General features: G+C 59.1%; 19 protein-coding genes, 1 pseudogene and 1 riboswitch. Of the genes and pseudogenes, 5 read left to right on the forward strand and 15 right to left on the reverse strand.

The features are described 5' to 3' along the window. The first annotated feature begins 181 nt into the window (after nucleotides 1-181). On the forward strand, nucleotides 182-517 hold the full coding sequence (locus ZBI01S_RS08930) for a histone-like nucleoid-structuring protein Lsr2 (RefSeq protein ID WP_066059407.1): 336 nt from the start codon (nucleotides 182-184) through the stop codon (nucleotides 515-517). A 184-nt stretch (nucleotides 518-701) separates the two neighbouring features. On the opposite strand, the gene ZBI01S_RS08935 is transcribed toward ZBI01S_RS08930, so the two are convergent. Then, nucleotides 702-1,454 (reverse strand): DsbA family protein, encoded by a 753-nt coding sequence (locus tag ZBI01S_RS08935; protein WP_083524673.1) that lies wholly within the window; start codon nucleotides 1,452-1,454, stop codon nucleotides 702-704. Between the two features lie 131 nt (nucleotides 1,455-1,585). Then, nucleotides 1,586-1,651: riboswitch (guanidine-III (ykkC-III) riboswitch) on the forward strand. An 11-nt stretch (nucleotides 1,652-1,662) separates the two neighbouring features. Here ZBI01S_RS08935 and ZBI01S_RS08940 point away from each other — a divergent pair. Continuing rightward, a complete protein-coding gene (locus ZBI01S_RS08940) occupies nucleotides 1,663-1,992 on the forward strand; it encodes a DMT family transporter (protein ID WP_066059413.1) in 330 nt (109 codons plus the stop codon). Beyond that, nucleotides 1,992-2,405: a DMT family transporter gene (locus ZBI01S_RS08945; RefSeq protein ID WP_066059416.1), complete on the forward strand. Its 414-nt coding sequence runs from the start codon at nucleotides 1,992-1,994 to the stop codon at nucleotides 2,403-2,405. The genes ZBI01S_RS08940 and ZBI01S_RS08945 overlap by 1 nt, the downstream gene beginning before the upstream one ends. Nucleotides 2,406-2,556: 151 nt before the next feature. Here the strand turns inward: ZBI01S_RS08945 and ZBI01S_RS09965 are convergent, their stop codons facing one another. From ZBI01S_RS09965 to ZBI01S_RS09020, 14 genes and pseudogenes are all read right to left on the reverse strand, one after another. Beyond that, a complete protein-coding gene (locus ZBI01S_RS09965; RefSeq protein WP_066059419.1) occupies nucleotides 2,557-2,721 on the reverse strand; it encodes a zinc transporter permease in 165 nt (54 codons plus the stop codon). Then, complete coding sequence (locus ZBI01S_RS09615; protein ID WP_174519840.1) at nucleotides 2,714-3,013, reverse strand: ArsR/SmtB family transcription factor; 300 nt, start codon at nucleotides 3,011-3,013, stop codon at nucleotides 2,714-2,716. Before ZBI01S_RS09615 ends, ZBI01S_RS09965 begins: the two co-directional genes overlap by 8 nt. Before the next feature lie 215 nt (nucleotides 3,014-3,228). Further along, complete coding sequence (locus ZBI01S_RS08960; protein WP_066059425.1) at nucleotides 3,229-3,588, reverse strand: hypothetical protein; 360 nt, start codon at nucleotides 3,586-3,588, stop codon at nucleotides 3,229-3,231. Between the two features lie 79 nt (nucleotides 3,589-3,667). Next, entirely contained in the window at nucleotides 3,668-4,867 is a 1,200-nt protein-coding gene (locus tag ZBI01S_RS08965; RefSeq protein WP_066059428.1) for a M20 family metallopeptidase, read from the reverse strand. A 144-nt stretch (nucleotides 4,868-5,011) separates the two neighbouring features. Then, entirely contained in the window at nucleotides 5,012-6,451 is a 1,440-nt protein-coding gene (locus ZBI01S_RS08970; RefSeq protein WP_066059431.1) for a YfcC family protein, read from the reverse strand. Next, nucleotides 6,448-7,569 (reverse strand): mandelate racemase/muconate lactonizing enzyme family protein, encoded by a 1,122-nt coding sequence (locus ZBI01S_RS08975; protein WP_066059456.1) that lies wholly within the window; start codon nucleotides 7,567-7,569, stop codon nucleotides 6,448-6,450. The genes ZBI01S_RS08970 and ZBI01S_RS08975 overlap by 4 nt, the downstream gene beginning before the upstream one ends. Nucleotides 7,570-7,909: 340 nt before the next feature. Next, the gene (locus tag ZBI01S_RS08980; RefSeq protein WP_066059435.1) at nucleotides 7,910-11,065 is read right to left on the reverse strand and encodes a type I restriction endonuclease subunit R, EcoR124 family; all 3,156 of its coding nucleotides are present in this window, start codon (nucleotides 11,063-11,065) and stop codon (nucleotides 7,910-7,912) included. An 11-nt stretch (nucleotides 11,066-11,076) separates the two neighbouring features. Next, on the reverse strand, nucleotides 11,077-12,270 hold the full coding sequence (locus tag ZBI01S_RS08985) for a restriction endonuclease subunit S (protein ID WP_159421484.1): 1,194 nt from the start codon (nucleotides 12,268-12,270) through the stop codon (nucleotides 11,077-11,079). Then, nucleotides 12,263-14,212: an N-6 DNA methylase gene (locus ZBI01S_RS08995; RefSeq protein ID WP_066059444.1), complete on the reverse strand. Its 1,950-nt coding sequence runs from the start codon at nucleotides 14,210-14,212 to the stop codon at nucleotides 12,263-12,265. The genes ZBI01S_RS08985 and ZBI01S_RS08995 overlap by 8 nt, the downstream gene beginning before the upstream one ends. 376 nt (nucleotides 14,213-14,588) lie before the next feature. Beyond that, nucleotides 14,589-15,816, reverse strand: a pseudogene (locus ZBI01S_RS09000) (IS256 family transposase). Nucleotides 15,817-16,089: 273 nt separating this feature from the next. Further along, complete coding sequence (locus ZBI01S_RS09005) at nucleotides 16,090-17,832, reverse strand: ABC transporter ATP-binding protein (RefSeq protein WP_013170750.1); 1,743 nt, start codon at nucleotides 17,830-17,832, stop codon at nucleotides 16,090-16,092. A gap of 14 nt (nucleotides 17,833-17,846) precedes the next feature. Next, nucleotides 17,847-19,643, reverse strand: a complete 1,797-nt coding sequence (locus ZBI01S_RS09010; RefSeq protein ID WP_245610596.1) for an ABC transporter ATP-binding protein — start codon at nucleotides 19,641-19,643, stop codon at nucleotides 17,847-17,849. Beyond that, nucleotides 19,625-21,835 carry an ATP-binding cassette domain-containing protein gene (locus ZBI01S_RS09015; protein WP_245610597.1) on the reverse strand — a complete coding sequence of 737 codons (2,211 nt, stop codon included), beginning with the start codon at nucleotides 21,833-21,835 and terminating at the stop codon, nucleotides 19,625-19,627. Before ZBI01S_RS09015 ends, ZBI01S_RS09010 begins: the two co-directional genes overlap by 19 nt. A gap of 109 nt (nucleotides 21,836-21,944) precedes the next feature. Further along, nucleotides 21,945-22,460 carry an ECF transporter S component gene (locus ZBI01S_RS09020; RefSeq protein WP_245610598.1) on the reverse strand — a complete coding sequence of 172 codons (516 nt, stop codon included), beginning with the start codon at nucleotides 22,458-22,460 and terminating at the stop codon, nucleotides 21,945-21,947. Between the two features lie 210 nt (nucleotides 22,461-22,670). Between ZBI01S_RS09020 and ZBI01S_RS10025 the strand changes: the two genes are divergently transcribed. Then, complete coding sequence (locus ZBI01S_RS10025; RefSeq protein WP_222822389.1) at nucleotides 22,671-23,486, forward strand: transposase family protein; 816 nt, start codon at nucleotides 22,671-22,673, stop codon at nucleotides 23,484-23,486. An 87-nt stretch (nucleotides 23,487-23,573) separates the two neighbouring features. After that, nucleotides 23,574-23,969, forward strand: coding sequence for a hypothetical protein (locus tag ZBI01S_RS10030; RefSeq protein WP_066059453.1), 396 nt, complete (start codon nucleotides 23,574-23,576; stop codon nucleotides 23,967-23,969). The last annotated feature ends 1,028 nt before the right edge of the window (nucleotides 23,970-24,997 follow it).

Genomic DNA, 24,997 nt, shown 5'->3' on the forward strand with positions numbered 1-24,997 from the left:
ACAGCTAGCCGCATCCCCGCAAATACACGGAACACCCTCCACGAGAACTTGAACCCTGACAGTGTTCTCGCAAAATGCAAATTTGATTTGCATCCATTAAGAAATGGGTGAACACTATTTGATGATGCTAATGGACAGTCAATTGTCCACGTATGCAATCCCATCTATTAAGGAGCCCCAAATGGCACGTAAGGTTGTCTACCAGCTCATCGACGATCTCGATGGCACTCAGCTTGCCGACGGTGTCGGCGAAACCGTCAAGTTCGGACTTGATGGTGTCGACTACGAAATTGACCTCGGCCCAGACAACGCCGAAGCCCTCCGCGAATTCCTGAGCTCATATGTCAAGACCGGCCGCCGCGTTAGTGGACGCGTCGCACGCACGAAGCTCCCGAAGGCTGGCCCTAAGCGTGATCTCGCGGTCGTTCGCAAGTGGGCTGCGGCAAACGGCTACGAGGTTGCCGACCGCGGTCGCGTCCCGCAGCAGGTACTCGACGCATTCGACGCAGCTAACTAGCAAGATTCGCTGAGGCCAGCACGCGAACCGACATATTCGGAAAGCTGCACGCCGGCCAAACACATGCGGGGCCGAACCATTCGATTGGTTCGGCCCCGCAGTTGTTGTTCTGCGAGAATGTCCCACTCAATCGTGAGTTGCAGATCATCTGCAACTCACGATTGAGTATTCCTACACTCGCTACTTACTTAATGAATTTGTCAATGTTTTGGATTTCTTCTGGTTCGAGCAGCTTGCCGTTCACGGCAACCGACGGCGTACCACTCACTCCCTCATTTCGCCCCTTCGAGTGACTGTCCATTACGCCCTTACCATTTGACTGTTCGGCAGCGGCGTCGAGCAGCTCCTGGGCATTATCTGCACCGGCTTCTTCACCGATTTGCACCAATAGCTCGACATTCACCTTCCCGCCGGCCACAATCTCGGATTGCTTCTCCATGAGGGCGTGGTGAACCTTTTGATAATCACCGGTTTCCAGCGCAACCGCACGGGCATACACCGCGATCGCCGTGGAGACTTGTTCATCAATCACGATGAAATCGCGGTATTGAATCTTGGCTTTGCCGGTGTCGACATACTTGGTCTTCAACTCCGTTTCAAACGAAGTCGCAAAGTCGGCGCAGTGCGGGCACAGATAATCGGAATAGACGGTAATCGTGTTTGGCGCATCCGCCTTGCCAATGGTCATGATCGCCGGCTCAGCCTCAAGCACCTGCGGGTCCAGCGCCACGGCCCCGTTGCTCGCGCTTGGCTGCGCGCTGGCCGAAGTCTCCGCTGCGCTCTGCTGTGTTTTCGCAGAATCCAGCGCATCCTTCAATTCGTTGCCGTTATCTGAACAACCAACCAGCACCACGCTCGCAACCAGCAGACCGGCAGCCACTGTCCCGCCGCGTCGCACGCGCATCCCTGTTGCCGACGAAAAAACCGAACTCAACATGCCGCCTCCAGGCACTCGCTTGCATCTGAGTGAATTCTACGTCTCGGTCTGCCGGATGCGTGCGCCCGGTTTCGGAGATTTTTCGCGGTGGTCACGGTTGTTGGCAAGCAATGCGGATTGCTACGATTTCGACGAAGCTCACCACTCGAGCTTGCGGACGAGGGAGCAGTACCCGCAACGGACAAGACTGACTCAGTGAGGAGTCTCCATGTCCGCAACATCACTCGCCTGGATCGCCCTGGTCGTATCCGGTGGCCTCGAATGCGTCTGGGCTGTCGCGCTGTCGAAGTCGCGCGGGTTCAGCCGCAAGGCGCCGACCATTACGTTCGTCATCGCAGTCCTGGCAAGCACCGTCCTATTGGCGTTTGCGATGAACATCATTCCCACCGGCACCGCCTACGCCTTCTGGGTGGGGATCGGCGCTGCACTCACCGTCATTTGGGCCATGGTCAGCGGCGAAGAACGCGCGTCAATACTTCGGGTCGCCCTGATTGTCGTACTCGTCGGCTCGGCCATCGGTTTGAAGGTGGTGGCCTAATGCCGTGGATTGTCTTGCTGCTTAGCAGCGTGTTCGAGGCCGTCTGGGCAACCGCGCTCGGATATTCGCAGGGCTTTACGCAGTTCTGGCCAACCGTGGTCTACGTCTTCGCTTCGATCGCGAGCATGCTCGGTTTGGGCTGGGCGGCAAAGCACTTGCCGATTGGCACGGCCTACGCGGTCTGGACCGGAGTGGGCGCGGCACTGACGGTGACCTGGGCAATGATTACCGGCACCGAGCCGTTCTCACTCGGTAAAGCGGCATGCATGGTCGGCATCATCGGCGCGGTAATCGGCTTGAAACTCTTACCCTCCGGTGAGAAATCGGCGTATGCAGTTGATCGCGACGCAAGCGACGGGTCGCGCGAACCTGACCTCACTGTCGACACCACGGTGAACGAAACGGCAGGTTAAGCGGCGCTCCACGACGACACGCGGGGGCGCGCATCCGGCACCGCGCGCATCCTGAAGCGCCCGCATCCTGAAGCACCCGTATCCGCACGGTACAGCGCTGATCAATGCAACAACGCCACCCCGTTCGGGATGGCGTTAGTGCGCGACGGGCTTAGTGCTCGTCGTAGTGGCCTTCGTGCTCGTGGTGCATGTGGCCGTCGTGGTTGTAGTCCACGTGGTCCTCGTGTGTAACCGCTTCGTGCCCACAGTCCTGGCCGTGCTTGTGCTCTTCGACGGTGTGCTCAGCGACCTTGTGTTCGGTGTTCTGCTCAGTCATGGTGGTGCTCCTCCTGCGCATGGGCTACTGCGTCGCCGAGGATATGCGCAACGTGTTCGTCGACGATCCGGTACAGCACTGCGCGTCCTTGACGATCTGGTCGAACTGCGCCGACCTCACGGAGAGCACGCAAGTGCTGGGATGCCAGGGGCTGCGAAATTCCGCAGAATTTCGCAAGCTCACTCACGGAGCAAGGATCCGTGGAAATCCGCTCAAGCATTTCTAGGCGCTTTGGCGAACCCAGCGCACGGAAAAGCGCCGCCGTATGTTCGCGAGCTTCCTGTGCATCCATACCTACATCCTCTCACACTTATTGCCGTATAGCAATACCCTTATTTAACCTTTGTTGGCACCACCCGCAAGGTTACGAATTGAACCTGTGAAAGTTGCCACTACAACAACACTAATACGTTTCAGTTTGCAGAGTGCCCTTCTGCAGTAGGAGTTTTACAGAAAGTTTTTTCAGCGCAACGGCACGCTAACGTAGCAAAGTGTGCAGCATGCCGGTCAGTGCTGAAGCGCGCCAATAAGTCGCCAGGCAACCTTGGTGAGCTCGGGATAATCGAGGGCGATCTCGCGGTAGATGCGCGCGTCGATCTCGTCGGCGGCGCTGCGCAGCTCGGCCGATGCAGCCTGGGTTCCGGATGCGGCCAGTCGCGCAAGCGAGTACTCGGCGGCAAGCCCCTGATCGTCGAGCGCATCGTCACGCAGCATGTTGATGACGATCTCGTCAACTTCGGGCACCTCTTCGGTGACGATCGCGGGGTCTTCTCCCCCGCGCACGCGCGCTTCAATCGCGGTGTCTCGCTGGATGCCCGCGAGGTGTCGCAGATACGAAAGATCGCCGTAGTGCGCGTCGTCATACATGAGGGGTCCGTTCTGCCCAGGGTGATACACCGGCGAATAAGCCTAGCGCCGAACGGACCCGACTCGCGTGCGTTTGCAGCTATCGAACGGCGCCGTTTGTGGTGTCGTTCGCCGATTGGAACGCGCCCTCGGCAATCAACTGTTCACGCACGGCCGCGGTACCGGCCGCATCCGCGATGGTCTGCGCCAAGATGATTGCGCCGTCGATCACGGCGGCGTCGCCTGCCGGGCCGCGCGCAGCCGCTTGAAACTCGCGCGTGTGGAGCTTGAGCGTGTCGTCGCCAAGGCCGAGCTTGGGGTGAATGGATGGGATGAGCTGCGAGACGTTGCCCATGTCGGTTGACCCACCAACGGGCAGGTCGCGGCTCACGGTGCGACCGAGCGCCTCGGCGTTGGCGGCGTAGAAGTCGAGCAGCGGCTCGTACTGGCGAATCGCTGCATAGGCTTTTTCATCCATGATGATCTCGGCCGTGCAACCGGTGGCGTGGGCAGCACCTTCGATGCAGCGCTTGAGGATTTCGGCGGTTTCCCACATGTCGGCAATGGTCAGGCCGCGAACGTTCCAGCAGAGTTTCGTGGTGCCGGGAATGACGTTCGGTGCACCGCCACCTTCGGTGATGACGCCGTGGATTTGCTGGCCGGCCTTCATCTGCTGGCGCGCAAGCCCGATCGCGGTCAGGGTCAGTGTTGCCGCATCCAATGCGTTCACGCCCTTTTCGGGGGCATTGGATGCGTGTGATTCGCGACCCGTGAACGTCGCCCAAACGTTCGTGCACGCAAGCGGCACCATCGAATACAGGTCGACTGGCCCCGGGTGCAGCATGAAGGCGGCGTGCACACCGTCAAATGCACCCTCGCGCAGCAGCATGATCTTGCCACCCTCGTTCTCTTCGGCCGGAGTGCCGATCAGGCGCAGCGTGATGCCGAGTTCGTCGACGAACGGCACGAGTGCGACGAACGCGCCGAGCGAGGTCGACGCGATGATGTTGTGGCCGCACGCGTGGCCGACTTCGGCAAGTGCGTCGTATTCGGCGCACAGCGCCACCACGAGTTCTCCGCTGCCAACTTCGGCGAGCACGGCCGTTGGCAGCGAACCGTACCCCACCTGGCACGCAGTTCTGGCGAGATCACGAACCGTCTCGGCAACTTTCACCGACGACTCGTGTTCTTCCAATCCGATCTCGGGGTGGTCCGAAATCCAGTGGCTGAATGCGATGAGCTCGGCGGCAATTTCGCGGATGCGGTCGGCGATTTGCTGTTTGTGGGCGGCGGTGTCCACGGGGTTCCTTTCGGGCAAACATGCGTCGGTGCGGCGTCGATGCCGCGGTCATTGTTGTTGAGGGTACGAAATTTGGATGCGGGTTCGCGGGGTGCGTGCCCGCGGTCGCGAGGCCGGGCGCGAAACCCGACCCCGCGCATCCGGCTAGGCCACGCCGATGAGTGCCGCCACGACAACGGCAACCACCGCGATTGCGGACCAGATGAGGATGAGTGGCCACACGAACTTGACCCAGCGGTCGTAGGCGATGCCGACGATGGCGAGGCAGCTCAGCAGCGGGCCGGAGGTTGGGAAGAACGAGTTCGAGATGCCGTCACCGTATTGGAAGGCGAGCACGGCAGTTTGTCGTTCCATGCCGATGGAGTCGGCCAGCGGCACCATGATCGGCATGGTGGCGGCGGCTTGTCCTGAGCCAGACGGGATGAAGAAGTTCAGTAGCGACTGGAAGATGAACATGAGCCCGGCGGCGATCGCGGTGCCCGCATCCCCGATGGCGCTGCCGATACCGTTCACGACAGTGTCGAGGATCTCGCCGTTCTCGAGCACGACGAGGATCGCTCGGGCAAATCCAACGATGAGTGCACCGTAGGCGACGTCGGCCATACCCTGCACGAGTTCATCGAAGGTGCGGTTGAGGCCGAGGCCACCGATGAATCCGCTGACGATACCGATGAGCAGGAACATCGCCGACATTTCGCCGAGGAACCACTCCCACGCGAAGACACCGTAGACGTTGAGCGCGAGACCGCCCACGAGCAGGAGCAGCACGGTCGCTTCGCGGGCACCGAATTTGGCTTCGGTGTCGAGGTCGGTGTTTCGGTTGGTGGGGCCAAGTTTGTGGCCGTAGAGCACCGACTTGGTTGGGTCGGCCTTGACCATGCCGGCGTATCGCGCCACCCACCACCAGGCCGCGGCGAGGATGATGAAGTACACGATGGTGCGGAACCCTGCAGCCGAGAACAGCTCAAGTTCGGCGATGCTTTGGGCGACGCCGACGGTGAACGGGTTGAAGATACCGCCGATGAATCCGGCCGCGGCACCGAGGATCGCGACGGCTGCACCGACCATGGCGTCATAGCCAAGTGCGGTGGCGATACCGACGGTGATCGGCACGAAGATCACCATTTCTTCGGCAATACCCATGGTGAAACCGAGCACCGAGAACACTGCCATGAGGGCAGGCAGGATGAGCTTGTTGGATTTGCCCATGACCTTGATGAGCTTGCCGACTGCGCCGTCGATGGCGCCGGTTGCGCGGATGACGGCAAAGGCACCACCGGCAAGGAAGACGAAGAAGACAATTTCGACAGCCTCCGCGAGCCCCTGTGGCACGGCAAGCACGAGGTCGAACGGGCTGAGGAAGGTCTTTTCGGTGACTTCGTAACTGCCGGGAACAACGACTTCGCGGCCGCCTTCTTCGACGCGTTCAAACGCGCCCGAGGGGATGAAGTAGGTGGCGATACCGACGAGCACCATGATGCCGAGGATGACGGCGTAGGTGTGCGGGACCTGCAGGTTGAACCGCTTCTTGGGTTCGCTGTCGGTGGGCGGTTTCGTTGTTGGGGGTTGGTTAACGGTGGTCATGGCGCAGTCACCTCATTGTGTTGTTGCGTTATGGAGTGGAGCACCGATTCGTCGATGTCGATGCCGAGCCCGGGGCGGTCCGTCAGCTCCGCCCGCGGGAGGTTGTAGGTCAGGTTGCCGGGGTCGTTGGTGAACCACAGCGGTCCCGAGAGTTCGGTGGATTCGATGGCGGGGTGTGCCACGGCGAGGTGGAATCCGGCGGCGGATGCGACCGACGATTCGAGCATCGAACCGATTTGGGCGCGTATTCCGCCGAGCTGTGCCTGTGTGGCGAGTTCGCGGCTGGGATGAATGCCGCCGCTTTTCATGAGTTTGATGTTGATGAGCTCGACCGATTGGTCGTGGATGAACTGCGCCAGGTCGTTGCTGTCGGTGAGCGATTCGTCGGCCATGAGCGGCAGGTGCGTGAGGTTTCGCAGGGCGTTGAATCCGTGGATTTGGCGGGCCGGGATGGGTTGCTCGACCCAGGCGGGTTCGTATGGTTCGAGGGCGCGGATGGCTCGGGCAGCGGTGGTGACGTTGCCCCAGCCCTGGTTGGCGTCGACGCAGATGCGAATATCTGGGCCGACTGCCTGGTGCACGGCGGCGACGCGGGCTATGTCTTCGCGCAGGTCTGGGCCGCCGAGCTTGATTTTGATGTAGGCGTACCCGGTTTCGTCGAGGGCGTGTTTGGCTTCTCGCGCAGCTTGGTCGGGCGGGACGATGCTGATGACGTACGCCATGGGCGGCACGTCGTGGAGTTTGCCGCCGAGCAGTTGGTAGATGGGCTGGCCGGTCGCCTTGCCGAGCAGGTCGTGGCAGGCGATGTCGATGGCAGCTTTGGCGGCGCCGTTTGCGAACACTTTGCGGTTCATCGTTTGGTGGATGCGCGCGATCTCGAGCGGGTTTTGGCCGATGATTTCGGGGAGCAGTTCGTCGCGCAGGATGGTGTGCACGGTGCCGATGGTTTCGCCGGTGACGTGCTGGTCGGGTACGGCTTCACCCCAGCCGGTGAGCCCGGTGTCGGTGTGCAGCTCGATGAAGATCGACGGCATCGTGGTGTAGGTCTCATACGAGACGACGAATGGTCGATTGAGTGTGAGATCAGTTACGTAGAGGTCGGCGCGTTCGACTCGCATGGTCACTCCGTTGTGATGGTCATGTCTGTCTGGGGTCAGCGTTAGTTGCGTTCGGCGATATTCAGTTGTGGGATGCCCGTGGGTTGCGTGGCCACGTCGGTGTGGTTGGTGAGCTTGGCTGGCGTGTGCCGGCCACCCTAACACGGGTGCGCTGCGAGCTGAGGTGGCGGTGGCGTTGTCTGGCTAGTCGTTGTCAGCGATGAGTCCATAGAAGCGTTCAAAGAATGCCTTGAGCCGTTCGACCACGCGTGCCTTGATCTCACCCTGGTTCCCTGTTTGCCGAAACGTGAGACTGCCGGCATCAGGCTGGCGAGGCGCGTTCGTAACCGATTACGCATATCTACGCTTCTCCTCCTTCTGCCGCCCCTTCCTCAAGGTCGGCGGGGAGGTCGTGGTGCAACACGTATTGGCGAAGCAGTCTGTCAATCGCCGTGCGGACTTTGAAGGGTGGGAGCTTCTTACCTGCCCGTTGTTGGAAATATGCAGTAGCAGCACCTAAGTTAACGGAGTTGACGACATCATCGAAGCGGCCATACTCGTTAATGTTCGCCTCGTCGACGTGCGCCCCAAGGATCGTTCGAAGAAGGTCTGCATCGACGTCGAGCGCTTGCACGAGCTGGTCGATTTCAAGGGCTTGCTGCGTGAGCTTGTAGTCAATGATGTAGTCCTGCACGGTCTTGCCTGGAGCAAGGACGGCATCACCAGATTGGATGTCGTGCAGCCAGCGATTCGCGAACACTTGGTCTTCGGCGCTGAGCCGTGCAAAACCGGTGTGCAGGTCAGAGAGCAGCTCATCGAGTTCCGCCTGCGGCACCCCGGCCTTGATGGCGCGTAGGTATTTCGCGTACTTCGCGTTGAGGTAGTCCGCATCGATACGTGCCGTGTCGATATGTGTGATGTGGACGTTGATGTCATACGGAGGTGCGCTGTCAACAGATCCCGGTTCTGGATCGGGACCCACCCGATCAAGCTCCTTGTAACGTGACAGTAGCGCGATGAACACCGGCTCGGTTAGTTCTACCGTAACGGTGGAACTAACGAACTCGTACGTGTCCTGCCCCCAAGTAAACCCTTGGATTTGGGCCGCTTGGAGGTGCTCATAGAGTTCCGGCAAGACTTTGGCGAATTCAAGCCGGGCGTCTTCCTCGTCTGGTAGACGAGAGAAATCGTCGATACCCGCGAATAGTCGTTTGATGACCGTAAAGCACTGGTTGAGCTGCAGGAGATGCTCATCGAGATGTTCAACGAACATGCCAAACGGCTTGTCACCTGAGTAGAGCTTGACGGCGGCGTCGATGTTACGCCGCATCGTGTGAGGCTTGCGGTAGTAGCGAATCGATCCGAAGGGCTTCTCCGGGCCAAAGACACGATTGGTGCGTGAGAAGGCCTGAATGATGTTTTCGTAGGCAATGACCTTGTCGAGATACAGGGTATTGAGCCACTTCGAGTCAAAGCCAGTCAGCATCTGGTCTACGACGATAAGCAGGTCAATCTGTTTGTCGCGGGTGAAGGCTGGGGTGTTGTACGGAGCCTTATGCGCCAGGCGGGCTGCGATGTCCCGCTTAAACGCGGCGTGGTTAGGCATCGTAAAGTACTGGTCGAATTTGGCGTTGTAGTGTTCGAGTACCTCAATAAGGCCGTCTTCTTTGGCAAGCTGTCGTTCCCCGGTGTTGTCAATGTTCGGGTCGAACAGTGCCGTGACGTTCAACTGCGGGTAGGTGTCGCGAAAAATGCGGAAATACTCGATTGCTTCTGGGATCGAGTGCGTGGCCAAGATCGCGTGAAACGTGCTGGTCCGGCTCAGATGTCGCCAATGCTCGGAAATGTCGGCAGCAACAGCTTCGCGATGGTCTTGCTGGTCGTACTGCAACACCGGAAGGTAGTCCTCGATGCCCTTGTCATAGGAGCCGTCCTCATGGCGGACACCGGCCATCGGAACCTGCGCCTTATCCATGAACTTGAGGAAGACCTCCTCCTTTTTCGGATCGCTATAAGCTTCCTGTTCATCGATGGCTTTGGCTTGTTGCAGTGCGACCGACTTGCGCACGTCTTGCGCACGAAACGTCTCGACCATTTCAGGGTCGAAGCCGAGTACATTGCCGTCACGGATGCCATCGGCAATTGAGTAGCGGTGCAGCTCGTTGCCGAAGATGGTAGCCGTGGTAGCGTGCAACTTCTGGTTCTCGTCGTGAATGGGCGTACCCGTGAAGCCAAAGAGCAGCGCATCCGGCAGCGTGGTTTTGATATTGAGCAGCATGTCGCCGAAGGTTGAGCGGTGGGCCTCGTCGACGATGAAGACGATGCGTTTTTCACGCAATTTCTGCACGTCAGTTGCGCGCAGTGTCTCAGCTTGCAAGTGGTGGAACTTTTGTAACGAGGTAACGATCAGCACCGACGTGTCATTAGAAAGCAGCTGCAGCAGCTCGTCGGCGCTGGAAGTGTCGGCGACATCGATGGCGTCTCCCCCATAACTGCGGTAGTTCGCTAGCGACTGTGTGCCGAGCTCGACGCGGTCGAGCAAAAACACAACTTTGTCGGCATTTTTCGAGTCAGCGATGAGCTGGGCGGTCTTAAAACTTGTGATCGTCTTGCCAGAGCCGGTGGTGTGCCAAATGTAACCACCTTTGTTATCAGTGCCCCATTCGTGGCTCGCCACCCGGTCGGCAATGCGGTGCGCTGCGAAGTACTGGTACGAGCGCATTGCCATGAGCACACCGGCTTCGCGGTCAGTGACCGTGTAGAAGCCGATGAGCTGGTGCGCCATGGGAATTGACAACAGCGAGGTCACAACTGTTGGCCAGTCGTTGATCGGCTCGTTGTTGGAATCTGCCCAGTGGAAGAAGAAATCGGGGTTGAACTTACCTTCGGGGCCAGGGTTAGCGAAGTAGAACGATTCGGTGGGCGTCATCGCTACGAAGATCTGTACTAGCGAGAACAGCCCCGTATAGACACCCTCGTGTGCGTACTTGATGATCTGGTTCGTGGACTGCGAAACGGGTACGCCGGAGCGTTTGAGTTCGAGGTGGATGACCGGCATGCCGTTGATCAGCAGCATGAGATCCCCGCGGCGCTCTGGTAGGAGCTTGTGGGCAGCGGTAGAAAATTTCGGCTGGCGCGCGATCTGGTAGTACGACTCGCCACCCGCGATTTCACGGCGGTCGTAGATCTTGAGCGAAACTTCTTTGCCCAGATTGTGTGCGTCAGGTGCGTCGCGGGTAATCGCCACGCTGCGTCCGTTGATGAACTCGTTGAGCCGCAGCGGTGTGCGAAGTTCGGTGATCTGCTCGATGATCTGGTCCATCTCTGAGGATGTCAGCGGTACATCACCGAGTCTGTCCTGGTCACGGTTGTTGTTGTAGAGAATTGTTGCCCAATTATCAATAAGCTGGCGCTCAGTGGGCCGGTCGAGCACTTCATCCCAACCGTGGCGGCGCAGCATGGCAACAACATCATCCTCGAAACGAGCCTCTTGTGCGTAAGTAAGCGGTGAAGTCATGGCTGCTCTCCTTAGACAAACATTCGCTGCAACAGCGCAGTCTTCGCTTGAGTGAGTTGAGTGATGTAGCTGGCTTCGGCTGCGATAAGGGCATCGAGGTTGGCAAAGACCTCACCGATGGCACGTTGTTCTTCTGCCCCAGGAATATGGACCTCAATTTCTCGAACCGTCTTGTTCGATACTTCGAGAAACGTTGATCCGGTAGCAAGCTGTTCTGCTACCTCGGTGATCTTCGGCACCAGAGCGTAGACAAATTGTGTATCAACACCGTCCTTGAGCACGAGCGACTGAAAGCCCTGATTAGTCGTGGCGGGATGATCAAGGATCGCCGCGTGGCCGATACTCGCTCTACTCGTAAAGAGGATGGTTCGATTAGCTGGTAACAGCTTCGCTGAAGAATTTGCCAATCCTTCGGCAGTGATTCGCTTGTTGCTCGATTTAGCGATAGCTGTTCCCCCAATTTCGTTGGGGGAATACCAATCAATGTCACCATCCCAAAACGAAGTTACAGACGTGCTGGGAGTCCCACCGCCGACTACATCAGCAATGTGATGTATCTCGACCACACTCCACTCACCATCGAATCCATCTAGCCGCAGTTCCGGTTCATCAGCACCGTCTCGCGGGAACATGCGCTGCAGCAGCGCGGTCTTGATCTGCTGCAAGTTGGCATGCTTGGCACGGCGCTGCTCGATGAGTGTGTCGAGGTCAGAAAAGAGTTCACCGATGGTGCGTTGTTCTTCGAGCGTGGGCGGAAAAGCCATCAACGCTTGGGACACAAGCTTCCAATCCGCACGTGGCATTTTTGAACCACTAGAAATACTGGCGACAGCGGCGAACAACGGGGTTTGAATAAGTTGGTAGAGAAACTTGGGGTCAGCGGTCAAAGACTGCAGTACCCAGAAGTCACCAACAGCAATCCCCCTGAAACTGAGGAAGAAACCAGTTTTGAGGTAAGGACGGAGCTTGCCGTAGAGAACATCACCAGGGACGAAAAGCGGACCAGGTTTGGTACTCTGCTTACGGCTCAGATCCTTATTGAGAACACCTAAACCAGAAACGATGTCTTCATATTCAAGACGAGGAAGCGCAGGTTCTGCCGATGCGGCATTAGAGCGTGTGACGACTGAGCCAAACTCTTTCATTTCCCACTCGCCGTCGAATCCAGCTAATCGCAGCGCGGGTGTGCCGTTGTCCCTAGTCACGCTGGCTGCCTCCAAGCATCTGCTTCAACGCTTCCACAGCCTGCATGTCTGTATCGGATCCGACCAAACCGTCCAGCGCGCTGAGCAGCTTGCGTTCAGTTAGAGCGATCTTCTCGTCCAGCTGGGCTAACGGTGTGGCGTATCTATCGTTAAGCCGCTGTACCCGACTAGCGAGATCACGCAGTGTAAGCGTTGGCAGCAGCCTAAGTTCGACCATCAATGCTCCGATCCACTTCGTGGAGAGCACTTCCTCGATTTGCTCCGTGGTGAGGCTCTCGATGGTCTCGTGAGTTCTCGTCTCCAACTCTGCAGTAGCTTCCTTGAGCTGTTTCTTTACCTTGGTCAAACGATCAAGCAGTCGCTTCGCCTCGATCTGAATAGCTTCGACGCTGCCTTCGGGCCACTGCTGCCCCTTAGGCAATGCCTTGACTGCTTTGTTGAGGTCGGTCTTGAGGAAACCGTCCTCCTTGGCATTGAGCACATCTACAAGATCAGTCTTGTCTTCTTCACTAAGACCTTCGATAAGGGAAGCTAATTCGGCCTCGACAGTGTCGTGCTCGTCAGTCAAGTCGTCGGCCTGATCCCTCAACTCAGGCAGATAGAGGTCGCGAACGAGCGCAAAAGGAGCGACGCGCCCTTCCCGCCCAGTTTGCATATAAGCCTTCTTTTTGTTTTTGGTCTTCCACTCCATGACTGGGTCAACGACCCGCATTGCATCCCAACCCTCGGTCTGCAGGATCGTCAGGTCGTTGGCAATAACGAGCCATTGCTCATGCAGAAGCTGATAGCCCTGGTATGCGTTCGCCAAAGGTACCGGGGCAAGGCGCGCAAACAGATCAGCCTTGATCGCGTCCTCGGCGGTGTTGACCTGGACTCCCATTGCGTTGTCGATGAGGCCTGTTTTCAAAGACTCAGGAAACCCAGCTAGAGCGGCGCTCATCGCAGCTTCAAGTGCCTCAGCAGCATCATGTACAAGGACAGTCTCGCGAATGTCGGCGGTGCGGATGGCCGCATAGCCGTTGGCATCTTCCTCAAACAACGCTTCTCGCAGACCTGGCAGCACGTCCCAGTACTCAGAGAAAGCGTCAATCTCACTAATAGGGATGCCGCCGTTGACCGTCGCGAAGAAGTCCACCGGCTCAGGTGCGGGTGATGCCGAGACGTAGCGAGGGATATTGAGGTTGTAGTCGTTCTCGCGAATCTCATCACGAGTCACGACGCGCGCATAGTTTTCCACGTCTTGACGAGCGAGAACGGTATCAACGATGCGCTCGATGTCGCGAGCACGCAACACGTTGTTCTTGCCGTCTTTAAGGAAGTCTTGCGACGCATCAATAAACAGCACGTCATCGTGGGAGCGCTGCTTTTTCAGCACCATGATGATGGTCAGGATACCGGTGCCAAAGAAAATCGAACCGGGAAGCCCAATGATGGTGTCGATGTTGTTGGCTTCGACGAGGCGGGTACGAATGGTTTCTTCCGAGCCACCTCGGAAGAGAACGCCGTGCGGCAACACAATGGTCAGAATGCCGTCGGGTTTGATGTGAAAGAGTTCGTGCAGCAAGAAGGCATAGTCAGCCTTGGTCTCCGGCGCGAGTCCATACTTGGCAAAACGCGGATCAGGTGCCTTGCCGTCTGCTGTCCACTTCTGTGAATACGGCGGGTTTGAGACGACAGCGTCGACGAAGAGCGGTTCATAAGAGTTCTCTGGGTCAGAATCGTCAAACATTGGCCAGTCATACTCAAGACTGTCGCCTCTGCGCGTGACGATGTTGTCAGCCTTAACTCCTCGCATGACCAAGTTCATGCGTGTGAGGTTGAAGGTGTTGTCTTTAATTTCCTGCGCGTAGTACTTGATCGCATCTGGATCACCCATGTGCCGCGCAACTGCTTGGCCAATGTTGAGCAGCAGCGAACCCGAACCTGAAGTCGGGTCGCACAAGTGGTCACGATGGATACAAGACCCCAGTGCGGAGCAGGGCCATCGAACAGCTTCGATACCGGCTATGAACTGGGATTTCCGGCTGCCGCGGACGTTTGGAGATTAGCCTGCTGTACCGCTGAGTATCTGGCACGTCACTACCCGGCTGGCGTCCGTAGTGGGGGTGAACCAGTCGGGATCTCGCGCGCAAGAATAGACGCGGGGTCTCGACAAATGATGCGGGTAGCACCTCTACCTGTAGACGATACCGCTTGCTATTCGTTCTTGCAGGTGGGCCGACGACCATCTGCACTCCTAGTCAACTACAAAGCTTTTAGCAAGTTGGGGGTCAAGTCCCTTGTAGTGGTGTAACGGTGTTTTCCTCTCGTTTGGGGTTTTAGCCTGCGAGTGCGGGCATGTCGGCATCGGTCGTGGTTGTGGGTGTGGTGATCAGGTTGAGGCGGCTCTTGGCGAGGACTTCCAGGCCGAGGTAGCGGCGGCCTTCTGCCCATTCATCGGTTTGCTCGGCCAGGACGGCGCCGACGAGCCGGACAATCGCTTCCCGGTTTGGGAAGATCCCAACCGCATCGGTGCGGCGCCGGATCTCGCGGTCCAGCCGTTCGGTGGGGTTGTTCGACCAGATCTGCTGCCAGACCTCGGTCGGGAAGCTGGTGAACGCGAGAATGTCAGCGCGGGCGGCATCGAGGTGGTCTGCGACGTCGGGGAGTTTCTCGGCGGTGTAGTCCAGTAGCCGGTCGAACTGGACGTGAACAGCATCGGCGTCAGGCTGGTCATAGACGGAGTGGAGCATGGCCTTGACCGCCGGCCACAAGCTCTTGGGAGTGATGCTCATCAGGTTCGCGGCGTAGTGAGTGCGGCAACGCTGCCAGACGGCACCGGGCAGGTTCGCCGCGATCGCTTCCACGATGCCTTGGTGGGCGTCGGAGGTGACCAGCCGGACCCCGGACAGTCCTCGGGCGACCGGATCGGCGAAAAACTCGTTCCAGGCCGGGCCGGTCTCGCTCGTGGCGACCCGCATCCCTAAGACTTCGCGATGCCCGTCGGCGTTGACCCCGGTCGCGAGCATGACGACCGCGTTGACCACACGACCTCCCTCGCGAACTTTCATCGTCAACGCGTCGGCGGTCACGAACGTGAACGGCCCAGCATCGCCTAGTGGGCGGTGTCGAAACTCGGCGACGTGCTCGTCCAACTCGGCGGCCATGCGAGAGACCTGGGACTTCGACAGCCGGTCGATTCCCAACGTCTTGACCAACTTGTCCATCCGGCGAGTACTGACTCCAGCGAGATAGCAGTCGGCAACAACAGTGATCAATGCGGACTCGGCGCGCTTGCGACGCTCCAGCAGCCACTCAGGGAAATAGGTGCCCTGGCGTAGTTTCGGGACCGCGATGTCCAAGGTCCCAACACGGGTATCGAGAGGCCGGTGGCGGTAGCCGTTGCGCTGGGCCCGTCGGTCAGGATCTGGGCGGCTGTACTCGGCACCTGCAACCGCATCAGCATCCGCAGACAGCAACTCGTTGATCACAGTCTGCAACAGGTGACGCCTCGGCAAGCAGTTCGCCAAGCAGCCCGGCAGGGTCGACAATATGGGTAGCGGTCATCGTGTGGCCTTTCGCGAGTGAGTTGTAGGGGACGAAACTCGAGGATCACGCGGTGACCGCCCTGCTGTCCAGCACGACCACCCCGCTACACCACTATGAGGGACTCAACTCCCTTGGTGATTAGTAGCGCCCTCGCTCATCAGCGAGATGCTGTTCGCACATGATCCCACTAGCGCCATGTTCGCGACAGCACCACGTGTGCCAAACGTGTCGAGGTACTCCGATTCGAGCTGTGGGTTTAGGGCTTGGCGCCTGGCACCGGGACCACGTCCGCTAATCTGAGGTGTGTCTCAGCTGCCAACGAGACGACGCATCGGCGGCAGCCACGAAATCGTGGAACCGTCCGGGCCGACTAGACAATTCCTTAGGCGTGCCGGTTTCGGCGACGATAGCACCGTCCGCTAAGGGTTCGAGGAAGACCACCTGATCGGCGCTATCTATGGTGGATAGTCTGTGCGCTACCACGATCACAGTGCGGCCCTCAGATAGTTGACTGATGACGTCGCTAATCGCCGATTCATTCTCGCCGTCCAGCGCCGAGGTAATCTCGTCGAGCAGCAGTATCGGAGCATCCTTGATGAATGCCCGAGCGATTGCCACTCGTTGGCGCTCACCTCCAGACAGGCTCTGCCCGGCAGGCCCCACTTCGGTATCCCAACCGTGAGGCAGCGCCTCAATGACCCGATCAAGTCTCGCCTTGCGAGCTGCCTCTTCCAACTCGGCGTCCGTCGCATTGGGACGGGCAATCCGCAGATTCTCCCGGATCGTGGTGTCAAACAGGTAGGTGTCCTGGAACACCATCGAGGTCAGCTCCATGATCCGCGTGGTTGGAATCTCGCGCACGTCCACCCCGCCGATGGTCACGCTACCGGCGTCGACATCCCAAAACCTTGCGGTGAGACGCAAGATCGTCGACTTCCCGGCCCCTGACGGCCCCACTAGTGCGGTGACTGCTCCCTGCGGGGCGGTGAGCGAGACATCGTCTAGGACAGGCCGGCCTGACTCGTAGGAAAACGACACTCCTCGGAATTCAATCGACGTCCCACGCGGTTCCCGTGCCTGCTCGGAATCAGGTTCGGCAAGTGGCGCGGCATCAAGGATTATTCCCATCTGGCGCAACGCCACTGCGGCGTTATCGACCTCAGATGCGTAGAGCGCGGCTTTTGTGAGCGGCAGCAGCATGCGCGCACTGACCGCCGCGATCACCAGATACGCAATCGGGTCCAGACGCGCTCCGGTCACGAACGACAGCCCCAAGGCGAGCACCACCGCGAAAGTCACGTTAGCGATGAGGTTGAATCCTTGGGCAGGTCGGCCCTTGATCCGAAGCCCGGCCAACGTCGCCTCAGAGTCGGCTTGCAGAGTCTCTTGTACGGGGTCCCACGACGTCGCGGCACCCGTGGCTCGAAGCACCGGTTGTAGCCTGGCGAACTCAATCAACCGGCCGGCTGCGGCGGCCGAGGTACGGTCTTCCATGTCATTGGCTCTGGTTGTTGCCGCCGACATTTTCCGCCACGTGAGAATAAACGGCAAGATCGACACTGCCATGACCACAGCTAACGGCCACTCAATGAATGCGGTGGCAACGAGCATCACCAACGGCACGATGAAGGCGTTGCACAGGTTCGGGATCACCATTGATGCCAGATGCGACAGGGTGTTGATCTCCTTGGATGTCGCATTAGCCACGTCCGCTTCGCGTTTGGCATTAAACCACCCAAGCGGCAGCTGCAAGACATGATCTGCTACGCGATCAATTAAGGTATCGCATACTTCATAGACGCTGATCCGATAGGAGCGGTACATCGCGAAGGTGTCGACCGTCACCGTGATCGCGCCGAGGATGGCAACGACGACGAGCCAGGTGCCAAGGGTTTCAGAGCGGGAGAATAATGCCCGAAGGAATGGGATCATCAACGCCAGTGTGATGCCTTGTAGGACAGCGGAGAAGGCGAACCAGCCCACCAACGTACGCAACTCGGCCCTGTTGACGACCCTGATCATTAGCTTCCACATGAGCGTGTCTCTCCTTAGGCCATGTAATGGAGTTCTTGGGCCCGCCACATCTCGCTATAGGTCCCCGCTTGGTCGACCAAGTCCTCGTGCCTACCACGCTGAGTGATGTGGCCGTCCTCAATCACGAGGATCTGGTCGGCGTCTCGGATGGTGGCGAGTCGATGCGCGATGATGATCACCGTGCGCCCGGATGCCAAGGTGCTGAGCGCTTCGTGGATCGCACGCTCCGACTGGGGGTCTGCTTGCGCGGTGGCCTCGTCGAGAATCAAGATCGGCGCATCCTGCAAGTATGCTCGCGCCAGGGTGATGCGTTGCCGCTCACCGCCCGAGAGGAAGCCACCAACCTCGCCAAGCACGGTGTCATACCCCTCGGGCAGACGCATAATGCGATCGTGGATGCATGCCGCACGGGCTGCTGCCTCGACCTCGGCGCGCGTTGCCGACGGTTTCGACAGCGCGATATTGGTATGGACCGAATCGTTCGACAACGTTACGTCCTGTAGGACGATCGCGACGCGGGAAAGTAGCCACGAAAAACTCGCCTCGCGCACATCCACACCGCTGATGCGTACCACGCCATCATTGACGTCGTAAAAGCGCGCAATCAGCCGGGCCAGTGTGGACTTCCCTCCGCCCGACGGGCCCACCAGAGCCGTGACCGTTCCGGGCTCAGCCGTAAAGGAGACACCGTGCACAACGGGCACGTCAGGCTCGTAGGAGAAGGAAACCTCACAGACCTCAACTTGGCCGGGGTTTGGGCCCTCTTCTTGGGTGCGGCTGCCTTCGGGCATGGGTTTCTCGGAAAGCAGCTCTGCCGTGGTGCGAGCCGCCAGCTGCGACTCATAGATATGCTGCATCAGACCGACTAGCACCGTGAACCCCTCCGGGATGCCGGGAGCGATCAGGAAGAATGGCAGCGTCGCCGACAGCGTGCTCCAATCCTGCGCGACGAATAGCGCCGCCAGTAACGCGACCGTGACGAAGACCGTGGCTGGACGCAGTAGCGAACCGAGCAGACTAATCGCTCTGCCGGAGCGACGAACCCAGTCGAAGGAGATGGCAGAAAATTGCTGGCGGGCGGCGTTAAAGCGCGTTCGGGTCGCATCGGTGGCCTGGAAATTCTTGATCTCCTTAATGCCCTCAAGCATTTCGACGGTGGCTGCGGCCAGTGCGGTCTGGGCATGTCCGAATCGCTCGGTGATATCGCTATAGCCGCGCATGGTCGTGCTGACGATGATCATGATCGCTACGGCCCACGTTCCAAAGAGCGCGAGCGCCAGTCGCCAATCGACCCACACGAGATACCCGAGGCCTACGACCATCGAGACCACGGCGTTGGTGACATCACCGGGAACATGCGCAACGAGAGTATGGATGGCTGCGGTATCGTCACACACCATCTTGCGGATGGCCCCGTGCGGCACCTGCGAGACCCTACCCAAGGGCAAACTGCCCAGCGCTTGGACCACATTGCCGCGCAACCGATGTCGGAGCTTGGCTTCTGCCTCGTGGGTGACACCCAATCCAAACAGGTAGAGCAATTGGCCCACGAACAGCGAAAGCACCGCTATCACGGCCCAAACCCACGGCTTTCCGGTCCAGCCGGTGCGCACCTGCCCGTCAAGCCAGATCGCGGCCATGTTGTGTAAGGCGACGAACGGCACCAGCGTGACGATAGCGCCTAAGGCTGTGAGGACTGCGGAAAGGACCATCGCGCCCTTGGCCGGGCGGATTAGTGCGGCGACGGAAATACTCACATCGGGCTCCTGTCGAGTCGAGTCTTTCGAAACGTTCATTGGCGCCACCACCACAGCAACGCAGTAACGGCCCAAAGGAGGCCCACCAGGCACCAATCTCGCACCTGCCACGGTGTGTGTTGGAGTTCCGTGCGCCGCGGATAGGCGCTAAAGCCACGTGAATCCATCGACAGGGCAACCCGTTCGCCGTGCTGGACGGCGAGGATCGCCAGCGGCACGAGGGAACCCACCCATCGAATTGCGGGCGCTAACGGCCCCCACGATGCCCCAATACCACGCAATGCCCGCGCTGTGCGCAACAGCTGGAAATCTTGCCGGAAACGAGTGACGAAGGCGACAGCCGCAGTTCCCGCCGCAGTGACCCGATAGGGAAGCTTGAACGTCGTCGTCAACGTGCGAAGCAGCGCTTCCGGATGAGTGCTGATGCCTGAAAGCAGCATGAGGGACAACAGTGCCCCGATACCGCTCGCTGCCGCAAGCTCGCCACCGTAATTGTAGAGTGGGCTGACCTCTTCAATGGTGTAGTTGTAGCGGAACACCGGCAGTAGCACAGCTGCGATGACCCAGGGTGCTAGCAGTGACATGACCGTTCGAGCGCGACTCGCTCTCGCGGCTACCATGGCCAGGCTCGCTGCGATGAGCACTCCAACATTGACGGCCGGGTCCTTGCTTACGAACACCATGACCATCGCCGGGATTAGCGCCAATAGCAACGTCACAGGATTGAACGATGAGAAGAGTCCACGGGGCACGGACGGCGAAGGCGGGTTCGCTGGTGCTGCGGATGCGGCGTTTTCACGAGTTTCGCTAACGGCAGCAGGTAGCGCGATGATGTGGCTGCAGCGTGATAGGGCAAGTTCTAGGTCGTGGGTGGCCATGATGACGGTTCTGCCCTCAGCGCGCAGTTCGTCGATGAAGGCCATGAGTTCGCAGGTATTCGCCCAGTCCTGGCCGTACGTGGGCTCGTCAAGGACAATCACATCGCGGCTCTCGGCGACCATCGTAGCCACCGATAGTCTACGAATCTGGCCGCCTGAGAGAGTCAACGGGTGTTGGTCTCGATACTGGGAGAGATGGAATTGCTCCACAATACCCTCGGCTTTAGACGCGGAAACATCCCCCGTGGAGATTTCGCCAGCCACGGTGGAACAAACCATCTGATGTTCCGGGTTTTGAAACACGTAGCCGACCTGGTGCCGCCCTCGCCGCACAACCTCTCCGCAGACCGTAGCGCGTTGTGCCTTTGATGGTATGAGACCCGCCAGCGCCGCGAGCAGGGATGTTTTGCCTGCGCCATTCGGCCCTATAAGCGCGATAAACTCGCCACCCCGTAGCCGCATAGAGATAGCTGGGGAACGTCCGGGAACACAGAAATCTGCCAACTCTACCGTGGCGCTGCCTCCACCGTCGAGCGTGTCAATCGCATCGATGGTTTCCCATCCTGCTTCGGTGCGCCGCTGATATTGCACCGAATCACCACAGATATCCGTGATGCGGGGAACTCGAATGCCCGCCTGCTCGCAGGTCAAGGCGTGGTGCGGGGATTCGTCGCGTAACGCACGGGGCAGCCACACTCCGCACGCCTCAAGTTCCGCGGTATGGCTGAGAAAAACCTCATGTGGAGTTCCCTGCGCGATCACCGCGCCCTGCGCGTTGAGCGCTATGACGTGATCGCACAGGGGTAGGACCGGGTCGAGGTCATGGTCGATCACCACGATGCCCACGCCATCGCTAACCAGCTGTTGGATGACGCTGTAAAACTCGTCCGTGCCTTGCGTGTCAATAGTCGATGTTGGCTCATCGAGGACTAGTAAGCGGGGCTGCATAGCCAGTGCTACCGCGATCGCTAGGCGCTGGCGTTGGCCGCCCGATAATCTCCATGGGCTCTCCCACAGCTTGGTCTCCAGACCAACCGCAGCCAATGCCTCGCGTACCCGTCGATCAATCTCAGGAACAGGCAGGCAGAGGTTCTGCAGCGCAAACGCGACATCGTCATACACCGTACGGGTAATGACTGCGGCATCCGGATTTTGTCCCACGTAGGCGACATTGGTAGCGATCAACTGGACCGTGGCGTCGGCGATTTCGGCGCCGGCAATTTGAACGCTGCCGGAGTATTCGGACGGCAGACAGTGGGGCACAAGGCCGCACACGGCTCGGACGAAGGTAGTTTTACCGCATCCAGAGGGCCCAATGACGGCCGTTACCTGACCGCTCAGGTGGACCAGGCTTGGACGTTGCAGCACCCACCGGTCCTGACCCAAGTAGTGAACGGAAAGATCCTCAACCGCCAGGAGCGCCCGCGCGGACTCGCTCACAGACCGTTGCTCGCTGCTCAAAGTGGAGGCCGGCGTTTCACTCACGATGGTCTACGCCTACGCCTGCATTGTTGAGCAGACGGGTTAGTCCGACGACGGCCAAACTGCCAATGACGGACGATGTGACTCCCACCAGCACGATCAGTCCCGATACCGAGATTCCCACCGCGTGCTTGAGCAGCGTGAGGTACAACAGGCTGTTAAATGCCCCGAAGAATGCGGCGGAGATCAGATACGCCCACCACGTCCACTTCCGGTACAGCATCAACGCCATGGGAAACTCAACCAGAAGCCCGCCAATGACGTTACCGACAATCGCGGCAGGCCCAGTGGGAGTAGTAAATACGCTCACAACTCCGATGATCAGCGCGGCCAGCAGCGAAGCGCCCGGCCTTCGCACAACGGCCAGAGGAAGGAGGTAGGGAATGACCCAAAGTCCGAGAAGGGACACCCCGAGCCAGACCGCGCTCTGCGAAGCCGCACCCGCCGGCGCGATGTAGCTCAGTGGGATGACGATGATGAGGCCGACCACCGACAGGGAGGCCACCATCATGAGATTTCGGGTACCTAGAATTGAGTCGGTTAATCCTCCGCGAGCTGAGCGTCGAACTGTACCGGATCGGTCTGTCACAGCACCCCCCCCTTTCATTTAGGTAAGCCTAACCTAACTTCCGACTGGGGTCAAGTCCCCGACGAGACTCATACATAGTCCCCGCGTAACAGGGCCTGTGCCTCACATACTTTTCCCCGTGAAACGTGTCTGGTGCCGGCAACGATCAGGGATATGGGTGATGAAGGGCTTTCCATGCAGGCACGCTTTGAAGTGACCAAGAAGTACGCGGCTGCCTACGAGTCAGCATCGAAGAAACAAAAGGGCATCATCTTGGACCAGGTAGTCGCAGTAACTGGCTGGAACCGGGACCACGCCCGCCAACAGTTACGGGCCAGGATGCGCCAGCCCAAGGGCCGTGCCACCGCCACCGTTGCGGTGATCGACCGACGCCGCACCAAGGGCTGTAAGTATTCCTACAACGCTCGCAAAGTACTCCAAAGCGTGTGGGCCACCAGCGGCGGGCTGTGCGGTAAGTACCTCGCCGCCTCAATGGCCAGCTGGCTGCAGGCCATGGAAGCCGAAGGATCATTAGTCGAAGACCAGGGCCGTTACAACGCCGAGGTTCGTGCAGAACTACTGGCCATGTCAGCAGCCACGATCGACCGCTACCTCGCCCCGACCAAAGCAACAGACCCAATCCGGGGCAAATCCACCACCCGCCCAGGAACGCTCTTGCGCAACTCGATCACCATTCGCAAAGCCGGCGACGAGGTCGAAACAGAACCCGGCTTCTTCGAAGTCGACACCGTCGCCCACTGCGGCCCCACACTCAAAGGCGAGTTCTGCCGCAGCGTGAACTTCACCGACCTTCACACCGGCTGGGTCTTCACCCGCGCGATCCGCAACAACGCCGCGGTCCACGTCCTGGGCGCGTTCGACCACTTCATCGATCAGGTCCCCTACATGGTCACCGGAATCGATTGCGACAACGGCAGCGAGTTCATCAACCACGACCTGATCGGCTGAGCTGGGGACCGCAAGATCTTCTTTACCCGATCCCGGCCCTACAAGAAGAACGATCAAGCCACCATCGAGTCCAAGAACAACCACCTCGTGCGCAGTTACGGCTTCTACCACCGCTACGACACCCCCACCGAACTCAACCTACTCAACCAGCTGTGGGCCCTGGTGTGTGACCGACTGAACTACCTCACCCCAACCAAGAAACCCACCAGCTGGACCACCGACCAAATCGGACGCCGCAAACGCCTCTATGACACCCCTGCCACTCCCTACCAACGACTGCTCGCCTCCGGCATATTGAACCCTGCCAAACAAGCCGAACTGGCCGCCTACAAAACCAGCCTCAAACCCGCAGCCATGGCCCACCAAATCACCGACATCCAAACCGAACTCACCCGCTTGGCCAGCCTCAAAACCCAACGCCTCGAACACGAAGCCCGCCCAGCCATCCCCAACCTCACAGGCATCCGCCGCCGCGTCAGCTAACCCCAAAATTTCGCGGGGAAAACTATCTGAGGCACCAACCCAGTTCGCGGGGACTTGACAGTGAGGCACCACGCGCACGACTACCTGTTGACGGCAACCCTAAACCGTTTGACGCGAGCCCACACCATTGGAGCGTGGCCTATGCATTTTGACGACTCTCCCATTTTTACAGCTCACGGTCACACGAACTCCCGAATCCGGTCTCCAAGAGCCGCCCTTTGCTCTCACGTTCCCACGCCTCGGAAACACTGAACCCCTTGTATAGCGAATGCTTTTGGTAGCGCGTGTGGGCCGAATCGGTAGCGTGCGCGGGTGTACCTGGTAGCAGCGTTTCACGATCCTGTCAGGTCGAATTCTCGGTAAATCATGTCGTTGTTTCCGCAGCAGCATTCGTACCGTCTGATTCAAGCGCTGGCCGGGTGCCTGCACCGCACGGTCGCGCGCTTGATAGGTACTGGAGCGCGAGCATCTCACCGCTATTGGCCAGGTCCATGCCTTGACGAGGGAAGACTTCGACGGGCTGCTCGTGGACAAAAGCATAGGTGTTTCCGACCAGTTCGCGTCCATCGACTTCGAATCGATCACCTAGGCACGCGCGAGCGGAAAGAAGCAATTGTTGGGGTTGCTGTGAGTCAACTACGTCGCACACGGTACAGTGCTACCAGATCCACCCGCGCGTACTACCGCTTCAACCCACGCCCGCTACCAGATACGTCCGTTCAACACCCCTCGAATCCCGCGAAAATTAAACAAGACGTGGAACCCAATAACACAACAAGAACGAGGGCCTAGGACCGCTCTAAGGTTGAAGCTACACTCTCGGAGGTGGTGACAACGTGCGCGCTCACACATCCAGCACGCAGTCCGTTGGGCGGCCAATCCGATACCTTTTGACGGAGCCTCTAAACAATTTGACGACGACCGATACTTTTTGACGGCAGGCTGTACCTTTTGACGCCCACACGGTAGTGACACCCTGAACCACTTCCCGGGGCTCAGATTCACGCCCGAAGCGCGCCAATGCACCT

It is taken from the genome of [Zimmermannella] bifida NBRC 103089 (assembly GCF_001570925.1).
GTDB classification, from domain to species: Bacteria; Actinomycetota; Actinomycetes; order Actinomycetales; family Microbacteriaceae; genus Gulosibacter; species Gulosibacter bifidus.

Excerpts from the sequence above, each read along its gene's own strand:
- ZBI01S_RS08930 (WP_066059407.1), top strand. The coding sequence starts at position 182 with ATGGCACGTAAGGTTGTCTACCAGCTCATCGACGATCTCGATGGCACT.
- ZBI01S_RS08935 (WP_083524673.1), bottom strand. The coding sequence starts at position 1,454 with ATGTTGAGTTCGGTTTTTTCGTCGGCAACAGGGATGCGCGTGCGACGC.
- ZBI01S_RS08940 (WP_066059413.1), top strand. The coding sequence starts at position 1,663 with ATGTCCGCAACATCACTCGCCTGGATCGCCCTGGTCGTATCCGGTGGC.
- ZBI01S_RS08945 (WP_066059416.1), top strand. The coding sequence starts at position 1,992 with ATGCCGTGGATTGTCTTGCTGCTTAGCAGCGTGTTCGAGGCCGTCTGG.
- ZBI01S_RS09965 (WP_066059419.1), bottom strand. The coding sequence starts at position 2,721 with ATGACTGAGCAGAACACCGAACACAAGGTCGCTGAGCACACCGTCGAA.
- ZBI01S_RS09615 (WP_174519840.1), bottom strand. The coding sequence starts at position 3,013 with ATGGATGCACAGGAAGCTCGCGAACATACGGCGGCGCTTTTCCGTGCG.
- ZBI01S_RS08960 (WP_066059425.1), bottom strand. The coding sequence starts at position 3,588 with ATGTATGACGACGCGCACTACGGCGATCTTTCGTATCTGCGACACCTC.
- ZBI01S_RS08970 (WP_066059431.1), bottom strand. The coding sequence starts at position 6,451 with ATGACCACCGTTAACCAACCCCCAACAACGAAACCGCCCACCGACAGC.
- ZBI01S_RS08975 (WP_066059456.1), bottom strand. The coding sequence starts at position 7,569 with ATGCGAGTCGAACGCGCCGACCTCTACGTAACTGATCTCACACTCAAT.
- ZBI01S_RS08980 (WP_066059435.1), bottom strand. The coding sequence starts at position 11,065 with ATGACTTCACCGCTTACTTACGCACAAGAGGCTCGTTTCGAGGATGAT.
- ZBI01S_RS09005 (WP_013170750.1), bottom strand. The coding sequence starts at position 17,832 with ATGTGGAAGCTAATGATCAGGGTCGTCAACAGGGCCGAGTTGCGTACG.
- ZBI01S_RS09020 (WP_245610598.1), bottom strand. The coding sequence starts at position 22,460 with ATGATGGTGGCCTCCCTGTCGGTGGTCGGCCTCATCATCGTCATCCCA.